This window comes from Glaciihabitans tibetensis (assembly GCF_003003265.1).
Lineage (GTDB): Bacteria > Actinomycetota > Actinomycetes > Actinomycetales > Microbacteriaceae > Glaciihabitans > Glaciihabitans tibetensis.
In genome coordinates, this window is the sequence record NZ_PVTL01000001.1 from 119,308 (window position 1) to 138,972 (window position 19,665).

The following is a 19,665-nucleotide window of genomic DNA, read 5'->3' on the forward strand; positions in this document are numbered from 1 at the left end:
TCTGACCGTGAACCGCTCTGTGCCGGTGCGGCGTTTCCACCATCAAGCCCTACTGCGACGGAACCCACAAGCTCATCAACTTCCGAACGGATCCGGTGTTGCCCGACTGAGGGCTGCCGCAACACGGTTCCACCACAGCTCGGACGCCGCGCGGTTGCGTCGTATAGTGGCGGCGCGATCCTCGTCCTCGAGAACGCGGGTAGACCAGACACGGCAGATGATCTCCGTACCGGTTCCGGCCAGGACCGCAGCCAGCGGCAGCACCCCGTCCTGCCCGAAGTTTCCGAGTGCGCCGGTGAGCTTCGTGGTGGTGTAATCGTCGACCGCGATCCCGACCGATGGCACCCCCGCGGACACCGCGAACACTGCGGGGTGGTAGCGACTGCTCACGGACAGTGCCGCCCCGCGGGCGAGACGTGCCGCTGCGGGGGAGTCGGTGGTGGCACAGGTACTCACCCGGGTGGACGTCATCCGCGCCTTGATCCGGTCGTGCACGACGGTGTCTCCGACCGCAGCATCCGGTCGGGTCGACCCGAAATGGGCGAAGAACATGATGTCGAGGTCGCAGCGGGTCACGACGTCGTCGAGAAGTTCGGCCATGCGCTGGTCGAAGAGGTGGGGGTCTTCGTTGTTGATGTACGCGGCCATAGTGACGACACAGTAGGGCGCACGATCGTCAGCGTCAGAGCCGTCAATGGCGTCAGCGCCGTCAATGGCGAGGAAGCTCGCGTCATCGATGGTCTGGTTGAGCAGCGCAGGGTCAACGCCGAGGCGCTGGGAGAGCGCGTACGAGTCGCCCTCCCGCAGCCCGACGAGCTGCGCCGAACCCAGCAACTCGGCGACCAGGGCGGCATCCGGTTCGGTCAGGAACGGCCCAATGGTTTGGCCACTGATGACGAGCGGTTTGTCGAAGTGGCGGGCCAGTGCACCGATCGTCGCGCGCTCGAAGATATGGGTCGGCCAGGTCGACGCAAGGTTGCCGCCGCCGGCGATGGCAACGGCGTCGCAGTGCTCGATCGCGGCGATGATGGTCAGCGCCGTGTCATCCGCCTCAAGGAGATTTTTCTCCCCCGCCGCGGTGCGCAGTACCCGACTCATCCGGTCCTCGGCGACGGAACGCGAGCGCGCTGCGTCGGTGAAATATCCAACACGGTGGATGCCGGTCACGCCGTAGCGGGCGCTCGACTCTTTCGGGTTCGACGAGATCGCCACGATCTCCTGCACCCCGCGGCGGCGCAGCTGCTGCGTCATCTCGTGGAACATGGCCTCGTCGCCGATGTGGACGATGTCATCCGTGACACCGATATCGCCGATACAAACAACGCGCATAGTGAAAACTCCGGGGCTGTCGGGACCGGCGCCACGGGCGTGGACCGGCGGGTGGATCGAGGGCTAAGGGGCAAAGAGGGTACCTGTGCGGGTCAGGAGAGCCGGGCGGGTACCAGTGCGGGTCAGGAGAGCCGGGCGAGTACCAGCGCGCGCATCGAGATGGCGTCGCCCACGGCGGCGCGATACCGCTCCATCCAGGCCGCGTTCGCGTCGTACTGCACTCCCGCGCGAAGCTGTGGCTCGTGGTGCAGCGCGTACACGCGGCCGCTGTGACGGCGGGGCTCTTCGCCGAGCAGCGTTGCATGGGCGAGGTACCAGGCGGCGTCCTCGAAGCCCCAGCCCCGGAAGCGCTCATCCTGCCCGCCGTGTGCCCACCAGGTTGCCGGAGTGGCGACGTAGATTCCCGAACAGGCCCCGTGAACGAGTTCGAAGTCGCAGTCGACGAGCGGGCGCCCCGCGGCGTACTGCGTCGTACCCGCCGCGCCCAGCCAGCGGTATTCGGTGTACGGCAGGTGCACGACGCCGGATGTCGCGGCTGCGGCGATCGCGGCGAGCAACGATTCGAGTTCCGGCAGTGTGTCCGCATCGTTGATGACGACGACTTCATCGGCATTCTGTACCCCGGCCACGGCCAGGTTGCGGCACTGGGCGAGATTGAAGACCGCCTCGGGTGAATCCACCGTGCGAATCTCGACGTCGGCGAAGTGGGTGCGATACCAGGTGGCGACAGCGTCGAACGCTGCGATGCGTGACGGCTGGGAGCGCCACGGGATCAGGACGGTAAGGCTCACGCGCACTCCAGGGGGTTCACGGTTCGACAGGGGTGTTGGTTCCCAATCGATTTTCACGCCTGGGGCTCGCTGGCCGCCTCTGGTCCGGGCAAAACGTCCTTGAGGACGCGCGCGAACGGCACGGGCGAGCAGCATCAGTATCGTACCCGCGTTTGGGGATGTTTCGGCACGGGTCGCACACGAACGACTCAGGCGACATCGGTAGCGTGGGACCTGGCGAACACGCCGTTCGACCCAACGTGAGGAGCACATTCATGAGTGACCCAAGCACACCAAAACCGAAACCGCCCACCGAAACTGGCGCGGTCAACCCCGCACAGGTGGATCCGGAAACCGGCACGGATCCCGACGGCACGCCAACCGAGAACCCTTCGGGCTAGGCCCATCCGGGGTGCACGCACCCCGCTCTGCATGTAGCCCGGGACGCTTCGTCCCGGGCTACAGCTGTTTCAGCGCACCGCTACCAGTTGGGGATGACTCGCTCGCTTCGCAGGCGGTCGAAGAGGTCGATGAACGCGTCCTCGGTACGGCGGAAGCCCGTGTACCCGGCAACGCGGCTCTTGCCCATGTCGGCCACTACCTCGATGTTGCGTCCGAGGTCGGCGTCGGTGTGCCACCACGACGCGACGCGGCTCATGTCTGCCTCCGCGAGACCGTGGTCCTGCGCGATGGCCGCCCACGTGGCATCCATCCCGGCCATCTGGGTCTCCAGCAGGCGCGGCTCGGAATCGAACCCCTCGGGGGTCACGCCGAAGTACCCGGCCAGGCGCGGCCACATCCAGCGCCACCGGAACACGTCACCGTTGACCACGTTGTACGCCTCATTTCCGGCACCCTCGGCGGTGCTCGCCCAGATCATGTGGTCGGCAAGCAGGGTCGCATCGGTCATGTCGGTGAGCCCGTTCCACTGGGTCTCCGACCCGGGAAAGACGAAGGGCAGGCCGAGTTCGCGGCAGAGTGACGCCTGCACGGCGAGGGTCTGACCCATGTTCATGGCGTTGCCGAGCGCGTGGCCGATGACGGTGTGCGAGCGGTGCACCGACCAGGTGAAGTCGAGGCGTTCCGCGGCCGCCCAGAGCTCGTCTTCCTGGGCGTAATAGAAGTTATCGACGTCGAGGCGTTCCTCTTCCTCGTGGAAGGGGGTGTCTGGCATCGCGCCCTGCCCGTAGGACTCGAACGGGCCGAGGTAGTGCTTGAGCCCGGTGACCAGGGCGACGTGCTGCAGATCGGTGCCGTCGAGGGCGGCAAGAAGGTCACGAACCATGCCGGCGTTGACCGTGATGTTTTCCTGCTCCGTCGCCTGGCGGGCCCACGCGGTGAAGAACACGTGGGTGAAGCGTTCGGCGCCGAGCACCCGGGTCAGGTCGGCGGGGCTCCGCAGGTCGGCCTCCAGGTGGCGTTCTCCTTCGACCTCGACGACGGCGGACCGCGACAGGGTCGTCACCGGCCAGCCCTCGGCGATGAGCTGGGTGCGCAGCGCGGATCCGGCGATACCGGTGGCCCCAACAACGAGAGCGTGGCGGTCAGGGCGGAGAGAGGCGTCGGTCATGCTGTCCTTCGAGATAGTGGAAAGAGTGTCCCTGACTGCAACCGTGGGGCCGGGCGCCTATTCCTCCCTGTGCGTCAGCTGGGCCGGGCTGCGTCAGCTGCTCCCGAGAGGTCAGCTGAGTCCCGTGACGCGCAGCGTGATGTTGATCCGCCCGTGCGCCAGCCCGCAGCCGTCCGGTGCCGTGCCCGGGTAGACCTTCGGAATGCCGTGGAACGCCAAGCGCGACGGGCCGCCGAAGACGAAGAGATCGCCGGAGGCCAGATCAATGTCCTCGTAGGGCTTCGTGCGCGTCACGGTGTTGCCAAACCGGAACTGGCAGCTGTCGCCGATCGACAGCGACACGACCGGGGCCGTCGAACGCTCGTCGCTGTCCTGGTGCATGCCCATGTGGGCGTTCTCGTCGTAGTAGTTCACCAGCGCCGTGTCGGGCGTGTAGTCGTCGCCGGCGCGCGGATCGCCGGTTGCATCGACGAGGGCTTTGCGTCCGAGGCGCACCATCCAGTCGGGAAAGTCGAGCACCCGGTTTCCGTTGACGTCGGTCGCCTCGCGCGTGTACTTGTAGGGCTGCCAGTGCCAGCCGAGGCACACCGTTCGCACCGACATCTCGTGCCCCCGCACGCGGGCGGCGCGAATGGGAACCGGACCGTCGACCCACTCCCGAAACCGGTCGCTCAGCCAGTGTTGCTGCTGCAGGCTGAGCCACCCCGGAACGTGGGTGGCTCCCGGGGCGATGTCGCGTCGCGGGCGTTCGAGAAAGTCGTCGCCGAAGAGGGTGGTCACGAGGCATCATAAAACGGATGCCACGGCGCCCGCATCCCGCCAGCGGTATCCACGCCGGCGGTGGGAACACCGGTGCTGCGAAAACGATCCGCGCTGTTGGCAATCGCCCAGCCCGCCCGCGTACGGTTGAGGCATGACTACTTCATCCGGCTCTGAGTCCACACCCACCTCCGACGCGGCGACCGAGGACGAGTTCGAAAAAACAGCAGCCCTGCCCGACGGATCCGGCACCGACGCTGCCTCGGGTGACGAGGAGCAGGACACGACGTCGGGCGGCGCCCCCGAGGACCCCGACAACTAACCCGCGCGACGTTTAGCTAGATCGAAGTCGCTCCGCTACTGATACGTGACCAAATCCGGAACCGGGAACACCCCAGCGACGGTCTGTTCCGGGTTCAGCATCGGCGCATCCTCGTCGTAGAAATTCTTCCACCCCCAGGCGACACCGGCGGGCGCATCCTGATGGAGCGCCCGCCAGGTGGCCTGCTTGTCCGGCTGCGCGCCCAGGCCGTCGGCGTGGATGAGCATCGCTAGCTCGGGGTGGGACATGTCGATCGCAGACCGGTCCCGCAGCATCGATTGCCGAAACTGGTGCAGCACCAGCATCTTCTGAGGCAGTGCCTTCTCGTTCGTGAGTTCTGCCAGCCACGCCGTAACCGCATTCACTTCGACCGCGTCGACACCTCCGACCTGCTTCAGGTGAACCTGGTCGGGTGCTAGCCGCCATTCCGGGTCGATCGCCAGCCCGACGTTGGGCAGCTCCAGTAATTCCTGGTACTGCTTCGCCTGGGTCAGGAAGTCGGTGCGGCCCGGTTGGAGGTCGAGCACGACGTACACCCCTTCAGCGGCGGCCGCGTCGATCCAGGGGCGCAGGCGCGCGGGGTCGAGCTCGTTCGAGTAGTTGCCGTCCGCGCCCGCCGAAGCGGATGCAACGGTCGCGATGATCTCGAACATCGGAACCACCGTTTTGTCGGTCAGGCCCGCGTAGGGCGCGGCAACATCTTTGGCGCGCTGGATTGCGGCCGCGACATCCTGCTCACCCAGCACGCCCATTGACGGTGTTCCCGGCGTTCCGTAAAGGGCGATGAACTGGTGTTGCGGAAACAACAGCTGGCCACCTCCCGGCAGGGTCGCGCCGGTGCGGGAAGCCCGGATCTTCCAGTCGAGCTCGGGTTCGCCGCCGAACGCGGCTCCGATCGCCAGGGTCTTGCTCGTGGCTGAACCATGCAGGGCTTCGACGGCGGCGGCGTTAGCCTGCGGGTTGGGGGCGGATGTCGGCAGCAGCTGCACCGCGACCCCGGCAGCCTGTGCGGTGGCGATAGACGCGATCTGCGCGTCCGAGTCGAGCGCCAGGGCGAGGGTGTCGTCGAGTGGCGGTGCGGGAGTCGTGCGGGGGATGGCCGCAGCGCGATTTCTGTCGGCGGTGCCAGGGGTGCCCGCCGCGCCGTCCTCGGCGTCGAGGGCGAAGCCGAGCGCGGCCTCAACGTGCTCCTGAGTCGCATCCGATGCGACGATGCGCGGCGTGCCGTCGGCGGGGTCGTTCTCAGAGCCGTCAGCGGCGTCGTTCCCGGAATTGTTAGCGGCGTCGTCCGCGGAATTGTCAGCGGCGTCGTCCGCGGAGTCGGAGGAGCCTGGTCTCGCCGCGAAACCCGCCGGATCGCCGATGGACCAGACCGTTGTGACGTTGAGGCGGGTGAACTCATCGCGGAGCGCAGCATCCACCTCACCTGGGGCAGCCGAGGAGCCCGGGCCTGCACCGTCCGCAACGAGGAGGGGGACACCGACGGCGACGGCCGCCCGTGCAGCGAGGGCCTGCGCGGCGGGGTCACCGGCCGGCGCGACCACCACCACGCGGGACTCATCGAAGAGGGCGACGCTGGTGGCGATCGATGCGGCCTGCTCGCTGGCGTCGGCGACGACGGTAAGCGAAGCTTCAGGGCTCGATGTGCGGGCCTGGTATTCGGTCGTCGGGGGCGGTTCGGTGGCGGTGCAGGAGCACAGCGCGAGCGTTCCGGCGAGGACCAGAGCAGTGGTGCCGACAGTTCGGATACGAATAGCCATCGCCTCAACGCTACGCCACACCACCACCGTGCTGCGGCTCGGGCCGTGTCTACCGTCGTGCAGTGCGACGTCGTGCAGTGCGACGTCGTGCCACCAGCCACGCCGCCACCACCACGCCGAGCGCCACCACCGTGCCGAGAAGGGTTTCTACGGCCCGGTCGGCGATCAGCGTTTGCGTGTCCACGGGATGCGAAAGCTCGATCATCACGAGGGCCAGCGGGGTGACGAAGACCAGCGCGAGGCCGTAGTTTCGCCCGACGAGCAGTTCAGCGGCGACCTGCAGTGCGACCACGGTCACGATGGCGGTGAGCCCAGACGGGTTCAACGACAGGATTGCCCAGGCGAGAACCAGTCCCGCCAGCGTTCCCAGCACGCGGTGGGTCGCGCGGACGAAGGAGTGCGACATGTTCGCCGATGCGATCGGAACGATAGCGGAAACGATCGCCCAATAGGGATGTCCGATTCCGAAGGCGGTCGACAGCGAGCCGGCTACGGCCGCGGCGATGCCGAATCGCGCGAGGAGCAGCCACTCGCCTGGCCGGGAGAACGTCTCGTGCAACCGCGACCGCAACCCCGGGCGTTTCCTGACCGTGAGGCCACCGGCTGCCGGGCCAGCCATGGCCGGCGCGACGGCCGCCCTCCGCGCCGGGCGAACGTGCCCGACGCAGCCGACGGCCAGCGCGAAGATCGCCGTCGCCCCGCTGACCAGCAGCGCGTCGCGGAAGCTGTTGCTGGTAACAGGCACGGAGGCGACGGCGCAGAGTGCGAACACCGCAAACAGCGGACCCGGCGGATGCCAGCGCAGCACGTCAGAGACCGCCGCGACGATCATCGTCCAGACCGCGGCGACGCCGACAACCACCCACTCCCGATCGGGCAGCGACGCGACCGCAACACCGATCAGCATCGACGACATCATGATCGCCGCGGCGGAGGCCTGCATTTTCAGCCGGGGCAGCGTTGCGCTCGCACGACCATAGAGCGCGGTGAAAGCGCCGAACGCGGCATACAGCGTCCATTCGACGTGGCCGAGCGCCCAGACGGCGAGCAAGGGTGCCGCTACAGAAACTCCTGCGCGGAGGGCGACGCGGTGTGCGCCGGCGTGGGAACCGACCGTGAAAACGGCACGGAGCCACGCGGATAGGGACGGTGAAGACGACAAGGTTCTCAATCCAGAAAGACAAGCGGGATGTCGGGTGTGCGACGATTCATTTTACCCGTAAAATACTTTCATGGAGCCCATCGACCCACTTGCACCCCTGACGCCTCCTGAAGGTGGCGACCACGAGGACTCCATCGACCGCATACGCCGGGCCTGGTCCTCCCTTCGCCCCGAGATGGACACTTCCGTCGTGGGCACTATCGGACGCATCATCCGTGCCTCCCGGCATATCGTCATGCTCAGTGATGAGGCGCTCGAGCAGTTCGACATCAACCGGGGCGAGTTCGACGTGCTGTCTGCGCTGAGGCGTTCCGCGGTGCCGCTCACTGCGTCGGAGCTCGCTCGTTCGCTGGTGACCTCGAACGCCGCGATAACCAAGCGGATGGTGCAGCTGGAGCGGTCGGGGCTCGCGGTGCGGGAGCGTGACGACCGCGACGGCCGGGTTGTTCGCCTCACCCTGACGCCGGCGGGAGTCGACCTGATCGACGTGGCCGTGCCCGCACAGCTCGCGTTCGAAGAATCCGTGGCCGCCGTGATCGCGGAACCGCGCCGGGAACAACTCGAGGAAACGATGCGCATCCTGCTGGCTGAACTCGAGAGACGCACTGCCGACTAGCCGGCGTGCCCGCGTACCATCGTCGACATGGACGATCGGCGCACACGCTTCAGCTTCATCGCGGAGCTCTGGGAGTGGACTTCCCGCACGAGCTGGTATTTCGTGTCGGTTCCAACCGACCAGTCTGCCGAGATCGAGGACCAGCCGCGTCCGCCCCGCGGGTTCGGGTCGGTCAAGGTGCGGGTGCGCGTGGGTGCATCCCGCTGGGAGACCTCGATCTTCCCGTCCTCCGGCACGTCTTCTGTGGCCTCCCCGGAATCCGCCCTGCGGGGCAGCGCTGTGCGCGAGTACGTGCTGCCCATCAAGAAGTCGGTGCGCTCCGCGGAGGGCATCGCGGTCACCGACCGCGTCAGCGTCGAGCTGGAGTTGCTCGAGTAGCGTCAGCGTCGAGCTGGAGTTACTCGAGTAGCGCAGGCGTCGCGCCGAGGAACCCGAGTGCTGCATCACGAAAGGCCCGCGCAGTCGGCGCGTTGAAGTGGTTGCGCCCGGGAATTTCGAAGAAGGTTCCATTCGGGGTCGCCTCCGCCAATGAGCGGGATGCCGCGAGAATCCCGTCTTCGCTGCCGGTGGCGAACAGCACCGGGTGCGATGGTGCGTTGGCCGCGTGGGGCTGCGGTCCGCCCCGCATGCCCTCGACCAGCGAGACGAGAGCTCCGAGGTTGTTGTTCGGGATGCCTCCCGCCATCGTCAGATAGCCGGCGGTGAGCCGGTCCTCCACCACGGTACCGTCGTCGAGGAACTGGCGTGCCTGGTCCACCCGGAACCGGGTGAGCGGGTCTCCGTCGGGGATGCCTCCGAGGACGGCACGCTTGATGCGGCTCGGCATTTCCGTTGCGGCTTCCCAGCCGACGCGCGCGCCGAGTGAGTAGCCCACGTAGTCCACTTCGTCGAGCATGAAGGTGTCCAGCACCTCCAGCACGTCCGTCACCAGCAGCTCCATCGTGTAGGCACCGGGGTCCTGCGGCTTGTCGCTCGCCCCGTGTCCGCGCTGGTCGATGGCGATCACGTGAAATCCCGCGCGAAGCAGGTCGCGAACCCAGCCCGTGGCGTGGAAGTTCACCAGCGCGCTCGAGGCGAACCCGTGTACCGCGACGACGGTGGGAGCATCGGGATCACCGAACTCGTAGGTGGCGATTTTGACGTTGTCGTGGGCTATCACAACGCGCGGCGAGGGCGCGACCGGGGTAATCATCCCCCCTATTCGATCACACCCCGCGCGGGGCGAATGTCGCAGCACCGAGGGTGCCCGCGCCGATCTGCGATCTAAGCGCGCAGAGCTACGCGCGTGCGCGCCGTCGCTCCACGAGGTCGGCGATCGCGAGTCCGAGCGCGAGCACGATGAGCGCGACCGCCATCAGCATTCCGTTGCGAAATCCGTGATGGTAGGCCGCAAGCTGGGTCACCTGGCCCGTGTCTTGCAGGATGGCCCCGAAGAAGAGGGATGTCGCAGCCGCCGTACCCACCGCGGTGCCGACCCGTTGACCGAGCTGACCCATCGAGCCAGCAACGCCGCCCTCCTCCACGGGTATCTCGGCGAGGGTCAGCGTCTGGTTGGGTGCGATCACAAAACCGCCGCCGATGCCCGCAACCAGCAGGGCCGCCGCCATGCCATAGGGGGCGGTTTCGGCGGGCAGCGTGATGGCGAGAACGATGTCGAGGGTGAAGCCGACGATGACGAAGACGAGGCCGGTCACGACGAGCGCACGCCCGTACCGGGCCACGAGGCGACCCCCGTAGAACGCACTAATGGCGGAGGTGAGGGCGAAGGGGATGCTGACCAGGCCGGCGAAGACCGGTGCCAGCCCGAGCCCCTGCTGCAGGTACAGCGTCGACAGCAGGAATACGGCCGGCAGCGCTCCGAAGTACGCCGTCGCCACGAGCACCCCGTTGCGGTAGGACGACCGGGCAAACATTGCAAAGTGCACCACCGGAGATTTACCGCGGCGCCGGTACGCGACCTCCCACCAGACGAACAGGGCGCCGAATCCGGCGAACGCGAGCAACCAGAGCCAGCGCAGGGAGCTGTCTTCCCCGCCTCCCGTGGTGGTGACGAACGGAAAGAGGAGGCTGAACGTGGCGGCGCCCAACAGGAGCACACCGATCGGGTCGAGGTTCGTCGGTTGGCGCAGACCGCTGGGTTTGGGGAGCAGCCGGGCGGCAAAAACGATGGCCAGCAGCCCGAGGGGGATGTTCATCCAGAACAACAGGCGCCACCCGTCGGTGGGCCCGCCGATGGCGATGAGGAGGCCACCGAGGGTCGGCCCGAACGCCGTGCTGACGCCGATAGTCGCGCCGAACAATCCGAACGCCCGTCCGCGTTCCTCGCCCCGGAACAGCTCCTGCACGAGGCCGATCACCTGCGGCATCTGGATTCCCGCGGCGAGCCCCTGCAGGATGCGGCCGATGACGAGCACCTCGATGGTGGGCGCGAGTGCGCAGAGCACACTGGCCGCGGTGAAGGCCGAGAGCCCGATGATGAACATGAGTTTGCGCGAGTACATGTCGCCGAGCCTGCCCGCGGGCACCAGCGTCAGGCCGAACGCCAGCGCGTAGCCGGCCACGATGAGCTGCAGGTCGGAGGATCCGGCGCCGAGAGACTCCTCGATCGAGGGCAGTCCCACGTTGACTTTGGACAGGTCGAGGATCGTGAGAGCAGCCACACCGACGGCAACGGCGAAGGCCTGCCATCGTGCGCGGTCAGTAGGGCCGGATGCGGGCGCGGAGGAGTCAGTCATCCCCAGTCACGCTACCTGTATCTGGGCGGTGCGCGGTCACTCTTGTGGACGCGGACACTCGTGTGGACGCGCTTAGCCCGCCCCGAGACATCCGCCCCCTACCGGGCTGCGCTGGCGAACGCCGCATCGGTATCTTCGAGCACCCGCAGGATGTTGCGTCCGGTGAGCAGTGACAGTTCGTCCGCGTTCCAGCCGCGGCCTGCCAGCTCGGCGAGGAGCCGGGGGTAGGAGGCGACATCTTCCAGGCCCACGGGAAAGTCCGGAGTGCCGTCGTAATCGCCGCCGAGCCCGATGTGGTGCAGACCCGCGACCGCGCGAGCGTGCTCGACGTGATCCGCAGCGTCTGCGACGGTGACCGCCGGGGGCGCGCCGACCTGTCCGGAGGCCGCCCAGTCGGCGTACCGCTCCGACAGGAACATCGGCACGAACGTGATCATCTGCACGCCGCCGTTGGCCGCGAGCCGGGACAGCACGTCGTCAGACACATTGCGGGGGTGCGTGGCGACGGTGGAGCAGGAGGAGTGGCTGAAAATGACCGGTGCGGACGTGATGTCGAGGGCGCCGTGCGCCGTCGCCGCCGAGACGTGCGAGAGGTCGACGAGCATCCCGAGCCGGTTCATCTCGCGAACGAAGTCCTCACCCGTGGCGCTCAGCCCGTCGTGTTCGGGGTCGTCGGTGCCGGAATCGGCCCAGGTCGTGGTCGAGGTGTGAGTGAGCGTCATGTAGCGCACTCCCAGGCGGGCGAACATGCGGAGTACCGCCGCGGATTCGCTGATCGAGTGGCCGCCCTCGGCGCCCAACAGCGACGCGATGCGGCCGCTGGCAACTGATTTCCGCACGTCGTCGGCCGACCGGGCGAGTGCGAAATGGGTGGGGTGCCGTTCGACCAACCGGTAGACGAAGTCGATCTGCTCCAGCGTGTACCGCACGGCGTCTGCGCCCAGCTCGTCGACGGGTGCGAAGACCGACCAGAACTGGGCGCTCACGCCGCCAGCGCGGAGGCGGGGGATGTCGGTGTCAACGGCAGTCACGCCCGCGTCGAGGCCCTCAACGGAGTAGTCCCGTGCGGTCCGGCTGACCCAGGCGAGGTCGTTGTGGCCATCGATCACGCCACAGCGCTCGAGCGCAGAGATCACCACCTCGAGCTGGGCAGGCGGAATGTCGGAATGGAAGTCGCGCACTGCGTCGGAAACGGCGGGGTTCGTCACCCTTCCTATCCTCGACCATGTTCGCGCGATTCGCTCTGTTCGTTCGGGTGCTGCACCCCGTCAGGGTGCTGCACCGTAACCAGCTCGCGCTGCAGCGCTCGCCGCACCGCGGGATCAGCTGTCAGCGCAATGGCGCGCTGGTACGCGGCTGCGGCTGGTGCGAGTCGTCCCAGCCGGGCCAGCAGATCTGCGCGGGTGGCCCACGCCGGCTGGAACTCGTTGGCGTCTGGCTGGCGATCCAGATAGTCGAGCGCGGCCGCCGCCCCGTCGGTTTCTGCCATGGTTGAAGCGAGTGCGACCCGCGCTCCCAGCGTCGGGGCCACGCGGACGAGCTCCCGCGAAAGCGCGCCCACTGCCGCCCAGTCCGTGCGCCCGGATCGCCGCCGGTCGCAGTGCGCCGACTGGACCGCCGCCTCCAACTGGAATCTTCCCGTCTGGCCTAAACGATGGGCGCGCCACAGCGCGGACTCGCCCCGACGGATCAACTCCTCATCCCACTGCGCGGTGTCCTGGTCGGCGAGCGCCACCAGGATGCCGTCGGGGGAGCGCCGTGCGGGGGCGCGCGCCAGCGACAACGCAATGAGGGCCACGAGCCCCCACGCCTCCGCTTCGTCGCCCAGCAGCTCGGCGAGGGTGAAGGCCAGGTAGAGGGCCTCGGCGGACATGGTGTTGTGGGCGAGAGCCCCGGGCGCTCCGGGAGCGTCGATGGCGTAGGTTCCGTAGACCGCCTCGAGCACCGCTGGGAGCCGCTCGCGCATCACCGCACGACCGGGCACTTCGAAGGGAATCCGGGCATCACGAATGCGTCGCTTGGCTCGGACAAGCCGCTGCGCCATGGCGGGTTCGGGCATCGCGAAGGCCCGGGCGATCTCGGTCGACCGAAACCCGAGTACCGTCTGCAGCATCAGGGGAGTGCGTATCCCCGGATCAATTGCCGGGTGTGCGCAGACGAAGAGCAGGGCGAGGCGCTTGTCGGGGATGGCGTCGTGCTCCAAGCTCGGTGTATCTCCGTCGCGCAGCTCGCCACCGTCACCACCGTCGAGACCAGCGAGCGGGTCGAGACCGGCGGTGCGTCCCGACCGAGCGCCGATGAGCGCGTCCAGCGGCATCTCCGCGCGTCGCGCCGCCGACTTCCACTGGTCCCTGAGTCGGTTGCGTGCCACCGTCAGGATCCAGCCGGGCGGGTTGTTCGGGATGCCGCGGGCTGGCCACGTCGCCAGGGCACGCTCAAACGCGTCCGCGAGCGAATCCTCGGCGGCCGCGATGTCGCCGTGAGGCGCGGCGAGGATCGCAAGCAACCGCCCGTAGGAGGCACGGGCGACGCCCTCGACCCGCAGCCGCGCCTCCTCGGCGCCGGTGGTCGTGTGCCGCGCGGTCACGCCAGAACGTTCCACCGGCCCTCGCTGAACTCGATAGCGGACGGCCGAATCTCGATGACGCCGTAGTCAGCGGCCGGGCACTTTTCCGCCCAGGCCAATGCCGCGTCGAGATCGGGCACATCGATGACAAACGTGCCGTTGAGCTTGTCCTTCGTGTCCGCGAAGGGGCCGTCCTGCACTTGAAGGGTGCCCTCGCGCCGGGTGAGTGTTGTACTGGCGCCCGAGGTCTGCAGGATGTTGGCGGATACCAGCACGCCGGCATCCTCGAGCGCGCGGGCATAGGCGTCGAAGGCGGCCCGGGCCGGTGCCATGTCCTCTTCGCTGAGTCCCACGTCATCGGGCTCGGGGTTGTTCAGAAGTAGTGAATATCGCATTTCTGTCTCCAGTCTCGATCGGGTCGTCCAACTGACGCCCCTACTTGTATGACGATCGTGACCCGGGGCGATCGACAGGCGCGAGCGACATCCGCCAGAGAAATTTTCTGCTCAGCTCGGCGGCCACACACCGATGATGAGAGCCATGATCACGATGGTCACGAACTCGTGCGCGATGTTCAGCACGGTGAGTCCGGCGGGCCGACCGTCGAAGGCGTCGTGGGTGGCGAATCGTGCCGCGGTGAACCCTGCCCAGAGCACGATCGCGGTCACGAGGGTGTCGGCCAAAAATGCCCCGCCGTAGAAGTCGTCGGCGATGAACGCGGCACCCGCCAGCACCCAGGCGGTGACGAAACTCACAAAGAGGGTGATCACGATCGGGCGCACGGCATCGGAGGAGTTGCCCGACGGTGTGACGTTTGCCGCCTTCATCCAGTAATTGCCGAAGACCCTGGGGGTGTACCAGATCGACCCCACCACCATGCTCGAGGCGGTGGCGAGAAGCACAGCCCAGTAGTTGATCTCGGGGAGCATGTCTTCACCTTCGAAAAACGAGTGTCGGCGGGTGCCTTCTCGGTTGGGGGAATTGTAGTGCGCTGGCGGGCACTGGCGGCAGGGTGGGGCGGGCGTTACTGTCTCGCTATGGCTGCGAAATTCTCCACTGTCGAAGACTTCCTGGCGGCCCAAAGTGAAGCGGGCCGAGCACAGGTCGAGGCGCTTCGGGAAATCGTTTTGACGTGTACCCCGGGGGTGCAGGAACACATCAAGTGGAATTCGCCCAGCTACTACATCGTTCCGGGCGAGGACAGGGTGACGGTCAACGCGCACGGCGCCGGACCGGTGCGACTCGTGCTGCACGCGGGGGCGACCACCCCCGAAGACAAAAGCGCGGCGCCGAGCTTCGCGGGTGACCCGCACGGGCTACTCACCTGGCATTCCAACATTCGGGCGAGCCTGACGGGCGGGGACCTCGACGGCATTGCCGCAGCCCGGGAGCACATCGCCGGGGTGCTGCGTAGCTGGTTTCTTGAGGTCGAATAGTGTTCCCGAGGCTTGACGTCTGGCTCGGTCTGCCGCTAGGTTCGTTAGTGCAGTAACTAACCAACGAGGTGACATGCTCTCGAACGATATTCCGATCTTTCAGCAGCTTGCTGCGCAGATCAAAGACGACATAGTGGCGGGCACCTACGCCGACGAGACAGCGGTGCCGTCCACCAACGAGTACGCCGTGTTTTATCGGATCAACCCGGCCACGGCAGGCAAAGCGGTGAACCTCCTGGTGGAGCAGGGGATCCTCTACAAAAAGCGCGGAGTGGGCATGTTTGTGTCTCCGGGCGCCGCGGAGCTTCTGCTCGCGCAGCGCCGCGACCGCTTCACCACAGAATTTCTCACACCAATGTTGCGCGAAGCGCAGACGCTCGGGATCGGACCCTCCGACCTCGCAGCAATGATCGATCGGGAGGCCGTAAGTGACGAACGCCATTGAGATCCGTGCCGTGACCCGAAGGTTCGGGCGCGTGAAAGCGCTCGACGAGGTGAGCTTCACCGTTCCTGTCGGCTCCATCTGTGGACTGCTTGGACGAAACGGTGCCGGGAAGACCACGGTGATGTCGATTATCTCCGGGCAGGATCGCCCCACTTCCGGCAGGGTCGAAGTGCTCGGCGCAACACCGTTTGAGCACGCGGCAACGCTGTCGAAGATCAGTTACGTGCGCGACAACCAGAGGTACCCAGACGACTACCGCCTGCACCACGTCCTCCGCATCGCGCCCGAGTTCGCGCCGAATTGGAGCACCGACGTCGCAAGCGAGCTAGTCGACGGGTTTCAGATACCTGCCAAGACGCCGATCAAAAAGTTCTCCCGCGGGCAATTGTCCGCCGTCGCCATCGTTCTCGGCCTCGCCTCGCGCGCGCCGGTCACCCTGTTCGATGAGCCCTACCTCGGGTTGGATGTTTCGGCGCGAGCGCTGTTCTACAGCGTGCTGCTTCGCGACCTCGCGACAGTGCCGCGCACGGTGCTGCTCTCCACCCACCTCATCGAAGAATCGGAATCTCTCTTCGACCGCGTCGTGATCGTCGACCGCGGCCGGGTCGTGGTCGAGGAGGAGCGGGATGACGCGCGAGAGCTCGCCTTGTCCCTCAGCGGCGTCGCGGACGTCGTCGATCGGGTCGCCGCGGGGCGCGCGGTCCTCCAGTCCACCCGCGTGGGTGGCCTCAAATCCGTCATCGTGCGCGGACCAGGTGACTCGGACATCCTGAATGCCGCCGCGCTTCACGGCGTGCAGGTCGCGCCTGCATCGCTGCAGGACCTGGTCATGGCCTACGGCACGCACGACGAACCGGCCACGACCACAAAGGAAGGTGTACGAGCATGAGCTCAGTAGTGCCCGCAGTCAAGTTGCACCTCAACAAACGCGAAATGACCTTTCTCGTCCCGCTGTACATCATCGGAATGGTCGCGCTGATCTCCGTGTTGATATCCCTGGTCTTCCTGCGCGGGGGAAGCGTGCCCGGAAGCGAGGGCTGGCTTACTGGCTCCCGCAACAATCCCGCGTTCCTCTGGGCGTTTCCCGGGTATCTTGTCTACCTCGGGGTGCAATCGATCGCGACCACGTTTCCGTTTGCGCTTACTCTCGGGGCGACCCGGCGCGACTTTGTCGCCGGGACTCTCCTCTGGGCGGTGCTGACCTCGGCGTACATCACGGTCATCCTGGCGATCCTGACCATGATCGAGCTGGCGACCGGGCACTGGTGGTCGGGCTTCCACATCTTCGACATCTACATTCTCGGTCTCGGCGACCTGTCGCTGCTCGTGCCGATCGTGTTTCTCGGCAGCCTGACCTGTCTCGTCGTGGGAGGCGGCTTCGCGGCATCGTGGGTGCGCTGGGGAGCGCGCGGACCGCAGCTCATCGCCACCGCTCTCGGCCTCGTCATCGTCGTCGGGGTGATTATCGTGATCCCGTCCGCCGAAAGCATCTTCGCGTCCTTTGCTGCCTGGTGGCTCGCGGTCGCGGCCGCTGTCGCGATCGCGATATCCGCTGTCGGTGCCTGGCTGTTGTTGCGGCCGGCGACGGTGCGATGAGGGATGCCTCCGTCCGTCGATCCGGCAACGCTGCGAGCCCTGCGGCTGCAGAGCCAGCGCATCGCCCCCGGCGGGGCGCCCTCCTCCGTGCCCCAAACGGTCCGCGGGCTGTTGGCCATCCAGGCGCAGGACTTCGCCCAGGCGGTGTGGGCGATCGGATTGCGGACGCCTGGGTCGGTGCGCAGTGACGTGATGGCGGCGCTGACGAGCGGCGAAGTCATCCGCTCAGCTCCCATGCGGGGCACGCTGCACTTTCTTGCGGCGGCCGATCTGCGCTGGATTCTGGGTCTGACTTCAGCACGGACCCTCGCCGGGGCGAGAACCCGGTTTCGTGAACTCGGCCTCGACGAGACCACGTTCGAGCGTGCGGCGCAGGTCGCGCGGGTGGAGTTGGCGGGCGGCGGGGCGGCCGGACGCGAGGAGTTTCTGGCACTCGTCCGCGAGGCCGGAATCTCCACCGAGGGCCAGCGCGGTTACCACATCATCTTCAATCTCAGCCAGCGATGCCTGGTCTGCTGGGGTCCGCCCGCGGCCAACCAGCAGGCACTCGTGCTCGTCGACGAGTGGATCACCCAGTCGACCGAATTCGACCGGCCGGAGGCGTTGCGCGAATTTGTCGTCAGGTACTTCGCCGGGCACGGTCCCGCGACCCTCGCAGACTTCGCGTGGTGGACCAAGCTCACGCTGGCGGATGCGCGAGCGGGACTGGAGCTCGCCCGCGACCAGTTGACGGAGTACGTGCTCGCGGGACAGAGCTATTGGGCGACGTCCGGACGGGACGGCACGGTGCCAGAGCCTGACGCAACGCCCGCTACGCAAGAGCACGCCGCAACGCGAGAGCACGCAACCGCGCTAGAGCACGCCGCCACGCGAGAGCACGCCGCTGCGCAACGGGCGGCGCTGCGCCATGTGTACGCCCTGCCCGGGTTCGACGAGTTCCTGCTCGGCTACCAGGACCGCTCCCTCGTGCTCGACGAGCAGCATGTGCAGCAGGTTGTGCCCGGCAAGAACGGTATCTTCCGGCCCGTGCTTGTGTCTGGTGGAGCCGTCACGGGAACCTGGCGGCGAGCGGATGTCGCGGGCGAGACATCCATCAGAGGCGAACCGTTTGCGTCGCTCACCAGCCGGGAAACCACGGCACTGCGACGAACACAAACCGAATACCGCCGGTTTATGGCGGGCTGAGACTGCGCGCTCTGCTGCCCGCGCTGCTTCTCGCTCCGCGGCTCTCTCTGCGGCTCGCTTTGCGGCGCCCGGGAATACCCGCGCCGTTCTCCGCGTCGTACCTGAGGTGCCCCTAGCCCAGATGACCACCCCGCCCACCCTGTTCACCCCGTTTGACGTTCGCGGAGTTTCCGTGCGCAACCGCATCTGGGTCGCCCCGATGTGCCAGTACTCGGCCGAGGCCGGTGATGGCATGACGACTGACTGGCACCTCGTGCATCTGGGTTCGTTCGCCACCGGTGGTGCCGGAATGGTGATGACGGAGGCCGCGGCGGTCAGCCCCGAGGGCCGAATCTCGCCACAAGATCTGGGCATCTGGAACGACGAGCAGGCCGCCGCCTTCGCGCGCATCACCACGTTCCTCCACGCGCAGGGAGCGACCACCGCGATCCAGCTTGCGCACGCCGGCCGCAAGGGTTCCACGTACCGACCCTTTGCGCCCCAACGCGGAACGGTGCCCGCGCAGGAAGGCGGCTGGCCGACGGTTGGGCCGTCGGCGGTGGAGTTTCCCGGATACGCGCCCCCGCGGGAGCTCGCGATCGATGAAATCGATGGTGTGGTGGATGACTTCGTCGCCGCTGCACTGCGCGCCGTGCGCTCCGGCTTCGACGTGCTGGAGTTGCACGCCGCGCACGGGTACCTGATCCACCAGTTCCTCTCGCCGCTGAGTAACCAGCGATCAGACGAATACGGCGGAAGCCTTGAAAACCGCGCGCGGCTTCTGCTGCGCATCGTGACGGAGGTGCGCGCAGCTGTTGGTGACAGCGTTCCGCTCTTTGTGCGATTCTCTGCCACCGACTGGACCGAAAACGGGTGGGATGAGCACCAGACGTCAACCGTCGCGAACTGGGCCGAACAGGCTGGCGCCGACGTGTTCGACATCTCTACCGGAGGCAACGTCGCGGGGGTCACCATTCCCCTGTCTCCCGGTTACCAGGTTCCCTTTGCCGAATTTGTGAAAGGCACCGCAGCCGTGCGGGTCAACGCGGTCGGCCTGATCACCTCTGCGGAGCAGGCCAACCAGATTGTCGCCTCTGGCCAGTCCGACGCGGTCATGCTCGGCCGTGAGATGCTGCGGGACCCACACTTCGCGCTGCGCGCCGCGCAGGAGTTGGGTGTCGAGGTGAGTTACTGGCCAGCGCAGTACGTGCGGGCGAAGCTCTAGCTTCCACGCGTAGTCCCCGACGAGCGTTCGTGTCCCGGACGGGTAAACCGCATGTCCTTCGCGTTGTGTCCACTAAAGCCCGCGAAGGGCTAGATATCGGCGGCGGCAGCGCCATAGTCTGCCGTCGTTGGCGCTCACGCGCGAACCACCGGGCGAGATGCATACCCGTCGCGCCGGGCGTCGAGCAACCCATGTCGGCCCTGACGAGAG

At 67.0% G+C, this 19,665-nt stretch carries 22 protein-coding genes and 1 pseudogene; 11 read left to right on the forward strand and 12 right to left on the reverse strand.

Annotated features, from left to right (window positions below; translation table 11 throughout):
* Window positions 1-14: 14 nt before the first annotated feature.
* Window positions 15-110, forward strand: a pseudogene (locus tag B0I08_RS00565) (CDGSH iron-sulfur domain-containing protein); the annotation flags it as partial.
* Here B0I08_RS00565 and B0I08_RS00570 read toward each other — a convergent pair.
* Entirely contained in the window at window positions 76-1,329 is a 1,254-nt protein-coding gene (locus B0I08_RS00570; RefSeq protein ID WP_106208793.1) for a polysaccharide pyruvyl transferase family protein, read from the reverse strand. The pseudogene B0I08_RS00565 and the gene B0I08_RS00570 overlap by 35 nt on opposite strands.
* A 122-nt stretch (window positions 1,330-1,451) precedes the next feature.
* Window positions 1,452-2,120: a hypothetical protein gene (locus B0I08_RS00575; protein WP_106208795.1), complete on the reverse strand. Its 669-nt coding sequence runs from the start codon at window positions 2,118-2,120 to the stop codon at window positions 1,452-1,454.
* 254 nt (window positions 2,121-2,374) lie between these two features.
* Between B0I08_RS00575 and B0I08_RS18125 the strand changes: the two genes are divergently transcribed.
* Entirely contained in the window at window positions 2,375-2,500 is a 126-nt protein-coding gene (locus B0I08_RS18125; protein WP_281260187.1) for a hypothetical protein, read from the forward strand.
* Window positions 2,501-2,580: 80 nt separating this feature from the next.
* Here the strand turns inward: B0I08_RS18125 and B0I08_RS00580 are convergent, their stop codons facing one another.
* Both B0I08_RS00580 and B0I08_RS00585 read right to left on the reverse strand, forming a co-directional pair.
* Window positions 2,581-3,669, reverse strand: a complete 1,089-nt coding sequence (locus B0I08_RS00580) for an SDR family oxidoreductase (RefSeq protein ID WP_106208797.1) — start codon at window positions 3,667-3,669, stop codon at window positions 2,581-2,583.
* Window positions 3,670-3,780: 111 nt separating this feature from the next.
* Window positions 3,781-4,449, reverse strand: a complete 669-nt coding sequence (locus tag B0I08_RS00585) for an alpha-ketoglutarate-dependent dioxygenase AlkB family protein (RefSeq protein ID WP_106208799.1) — start codon at window positions 4,447-4,449, stop codon at window positions 3,781-3,783.
* Window positions 4,450-4,582: 133 nt separating this feature from the next.
* Between B0I08_RS00585 and B0I08_RS17670 the strand changes: the two genes are divergently transcribed.
* Window positions 4,583-4,750: a hypothetical protein gene (locus tag B0I08_RS17670; protein ID WP_181243199.1), complete on the forward strand. Its 168-nt coding sequence runs from the start codon at window positions 4,583-4,585 to the stop codon at window positions 4,748-4,750.
* Window positions 4,751-4,785: 35 nt separating this feature from the next.
* Here the strand turns inward: B0I08_RS17670 and B0I08_RS00590 are convergent, their stop codons facing one another.
* Both B0I08_RS00590 and B0I08_RS00595 read right to left on the reverse strand, forming a co-directional pair.
* Window positions 4,786-6,510, reverse strand: a complete 1,725-nt coding sequence (locus B0I08_RS00590; RefSeq protein ID WP_106208801.1) for a hypothetical protein — start codon at window positions 6,508-6,510, stop codon at window positions 4,786-4,788.
* A 49-nt stretch (window positions 6,511-6,559) separates the two neighbouring features.
* Window positions 6,560-7,672: an FUSC family protein gene (locus B0I08_RS00595; protein WP_146134282.1), complete on the reverse strand. Its 1,113-nt coding sequence runs from the start codon at window positions 7,670-7,672 to the stop codon at window positions 6,560-6,562.
* A 70-nt stretch (window positions 7,673-7,742) separates the two neighbouring features.
* Between B0I08_RS00595 and B0I08_RS00600 the strand changes: the two genes are divergently transcribed.
* Together B0I08_RS00600 and B0I08_RS00605 are read left to right on the forward strand one after the other, a co-directional pair.
* Window positions 7,743-8,288: a MarR family winged helix-turn-helix transcriptional regulator gene (locus B0I08_RS00600; RefSeq protein WP_106208805.1), complete on the forward strand. Its 546-nt coding sequence runs from the start codon at window positions 7,743-7,745 to the stop codon at window positions 8,286-8,288.
* Window positions 8,289-8,315: 27 nt separating this feature from the next.
* A complete protein-coding gene (locus B0I08_RS00605) occupies window positions 8,316-8,666 on the forward strand; it encodes a DUF1905 domain-containing protein (protein ID WP_106208807.1) in 351 nt (116 codons plus the stop codon).
* A 19-nt stretch (window positions 8,667-8,685) separates the two neighbouring features.
* Here B0I08_RS00605 and B0I08_RS00610 read toward each other — a convergent pair whose 3' ends face one another.
* From B0I08_RS00610 to B0I08_RS00635, 6 genes are all read right to left on the reverse strand, one after another.
* Window positions 8,686-9,480 carry an alpha/beta fold hydrolase gene (locus B0I08_RS00610; RefSeq protein ID WP_106208809.1) on the reverse strand — a complete coding sequence of 265 codons (795 nt, stop codon included), beginning with the start codon at window positions 9,478-9,480 and terminating at the stop codon, window positions 8,686-8,688.
* A gap of 85 nt (window positions 9,481-9,565) precedes the next feature.
* Window positions 9,566-11,023, reverse strand: a complete 1,458-nt coding sequence (locus tag B0I08_RS00615) for an MFS transporter (RefSeq protein ID WP_106208811.1) — start codon at window positions 11,021-11,023, stop codon at window positions 9,566-9,568.
* Window positions 11,024-11,121: 98 nt separating this feature from the next.
* Window positions 11,122-12,231, reverse strand: coding sequence for a dipeptidase (locus tag B0I08_RS00620; protein ID WP_245884420.1), 1,110 nt, complete (start codon window positions 12,229-12,231; stop codon window positions 11,122-11,124).
* Window positions 12,232-12,236: 5 nt separating this feature from the next.
* Entirely contained in the window at window positions 12,237-13,610 is a 1,374-nt protein-coding gene (locus B0I08_RS00625) for an RNA polymerase sigma factor (protein WP_245884421.1), read from the reverse strand.
* On the reverse strand, window positions 13,607-13,984 hold the full coding sequence (locus tag B0I08_RS00630; protein WP_106208813.1) for a YciI family protein: 378 nt from the start codon (window positions 13,982-13,984) through the stop codon (window positions 13,607-13,609). The genes B0I08_RS00625 and B0I08_RS00630 overlap by 4 nt, the downstream gene beginning before the upstream one ends.
* A 111-nt stretch (window positions 13,985-14,095) precedes the next feature.
* Window positions 14,096-14,518 carry a DUF1761 domain-containing protein gene (locus tag B0I08_RS00635; protein WP_106208815.1) on the reverse strand — a complete coding sequence of 141 codons (423 nt, stop codon included), beginning with the start codon at window positions 14,516-14,518 and terminating at the stop codon, window positions 14,096-14,098.
* A gap of 108 nt (window positions 14,519-14,626) precedes the next feature.
* On the opposite strand from B0I08_RS00635, the gene B0I08_RS00640 reads away from it, so the two are divergent.
* From B0I08_RS00640 to B0I08_RS00665, 6 genes are all read left to right on the forward strand, one after another.
* Entirely contained in the window at window positions 14,627-15,025 is a 399-nt protein-coding gene (locus B0I08_RS00640) for a DUF1801 domain-containing protein (protein WP_106208817.1), read from the forward strand.
* 73 nt (window positions 15,026-15,098) lie between these two features.
* Window positions 15,099-15,470 carry a GntR family transcriptional regulator gene (locus B0I08_RS00645; RefSeq protein ID WP_106208819.1) on the forward strand — a complete coding sequence of 124 codons (372 nt, stop codon included), beginning with the start codon at window positions 15,099-15,101 and terminating at the stop codon, window positions 15,468-15,470.
* Window positions 15,454-16,359 (forward strand): ABC transporter ATP-binding protein, encoded by a 906-nt coding sequence (locus B0I08_RS00650; protein ID WP_106208821.1) that lies wholly within the window; start codon window positions 15,454-15,456, stop codon window positions 16,357-16,359. The genes B0I08_RS00645 and B0I08_RS00650 overlap by 17 nt, the downstream gene beginning before the upstream one ends.
* Window positions 16,356-17,066 carry a hypothetical protein gene (locus tag B0I08_RS00655; RefSeq protein ID WP_106208823.1) on the forward strand — a complete coding sequence of 237 codons (711 nt, stop codon included), beginning with the start codon at window positions 16,356-16,358 and terminating at the stop codon, window positions 17,064-17,066. Before B0I08_RS00650 ends, B0I08_RS00655 begins: the two co-directional genes overlap by 4 nt.
* 3 nt (window positions 17,067-17,069) lie before the next feature.
* Window positions 17,070-18,251 carry a winged helix DNA-binding domain-containing protein gene (locus B0I08_RS00660; protein WP_106208825.1) on the forward strand — a complete coding sequence of 394 codons (1,182 nt, stop codon included), beginning with the start codon at window positions 17,070-17,072 and terminating at the stop codon, window positions 18,249-18,251.
* 121 nt (window positions 18,252-18,372) lie between these two features.
* Entirely contained in the window at window positions 18,373-19,455 is a 1,083-nt protein-coding gene (locus B0I08_RS00665) for an NADH:flavin oxidoreductase/NADH oxidase (RefSeq protein WP_106208827.1), read from the forward strand.
* Window positions 19,456-19,665 lie beyond the last annotated feature (210 nt).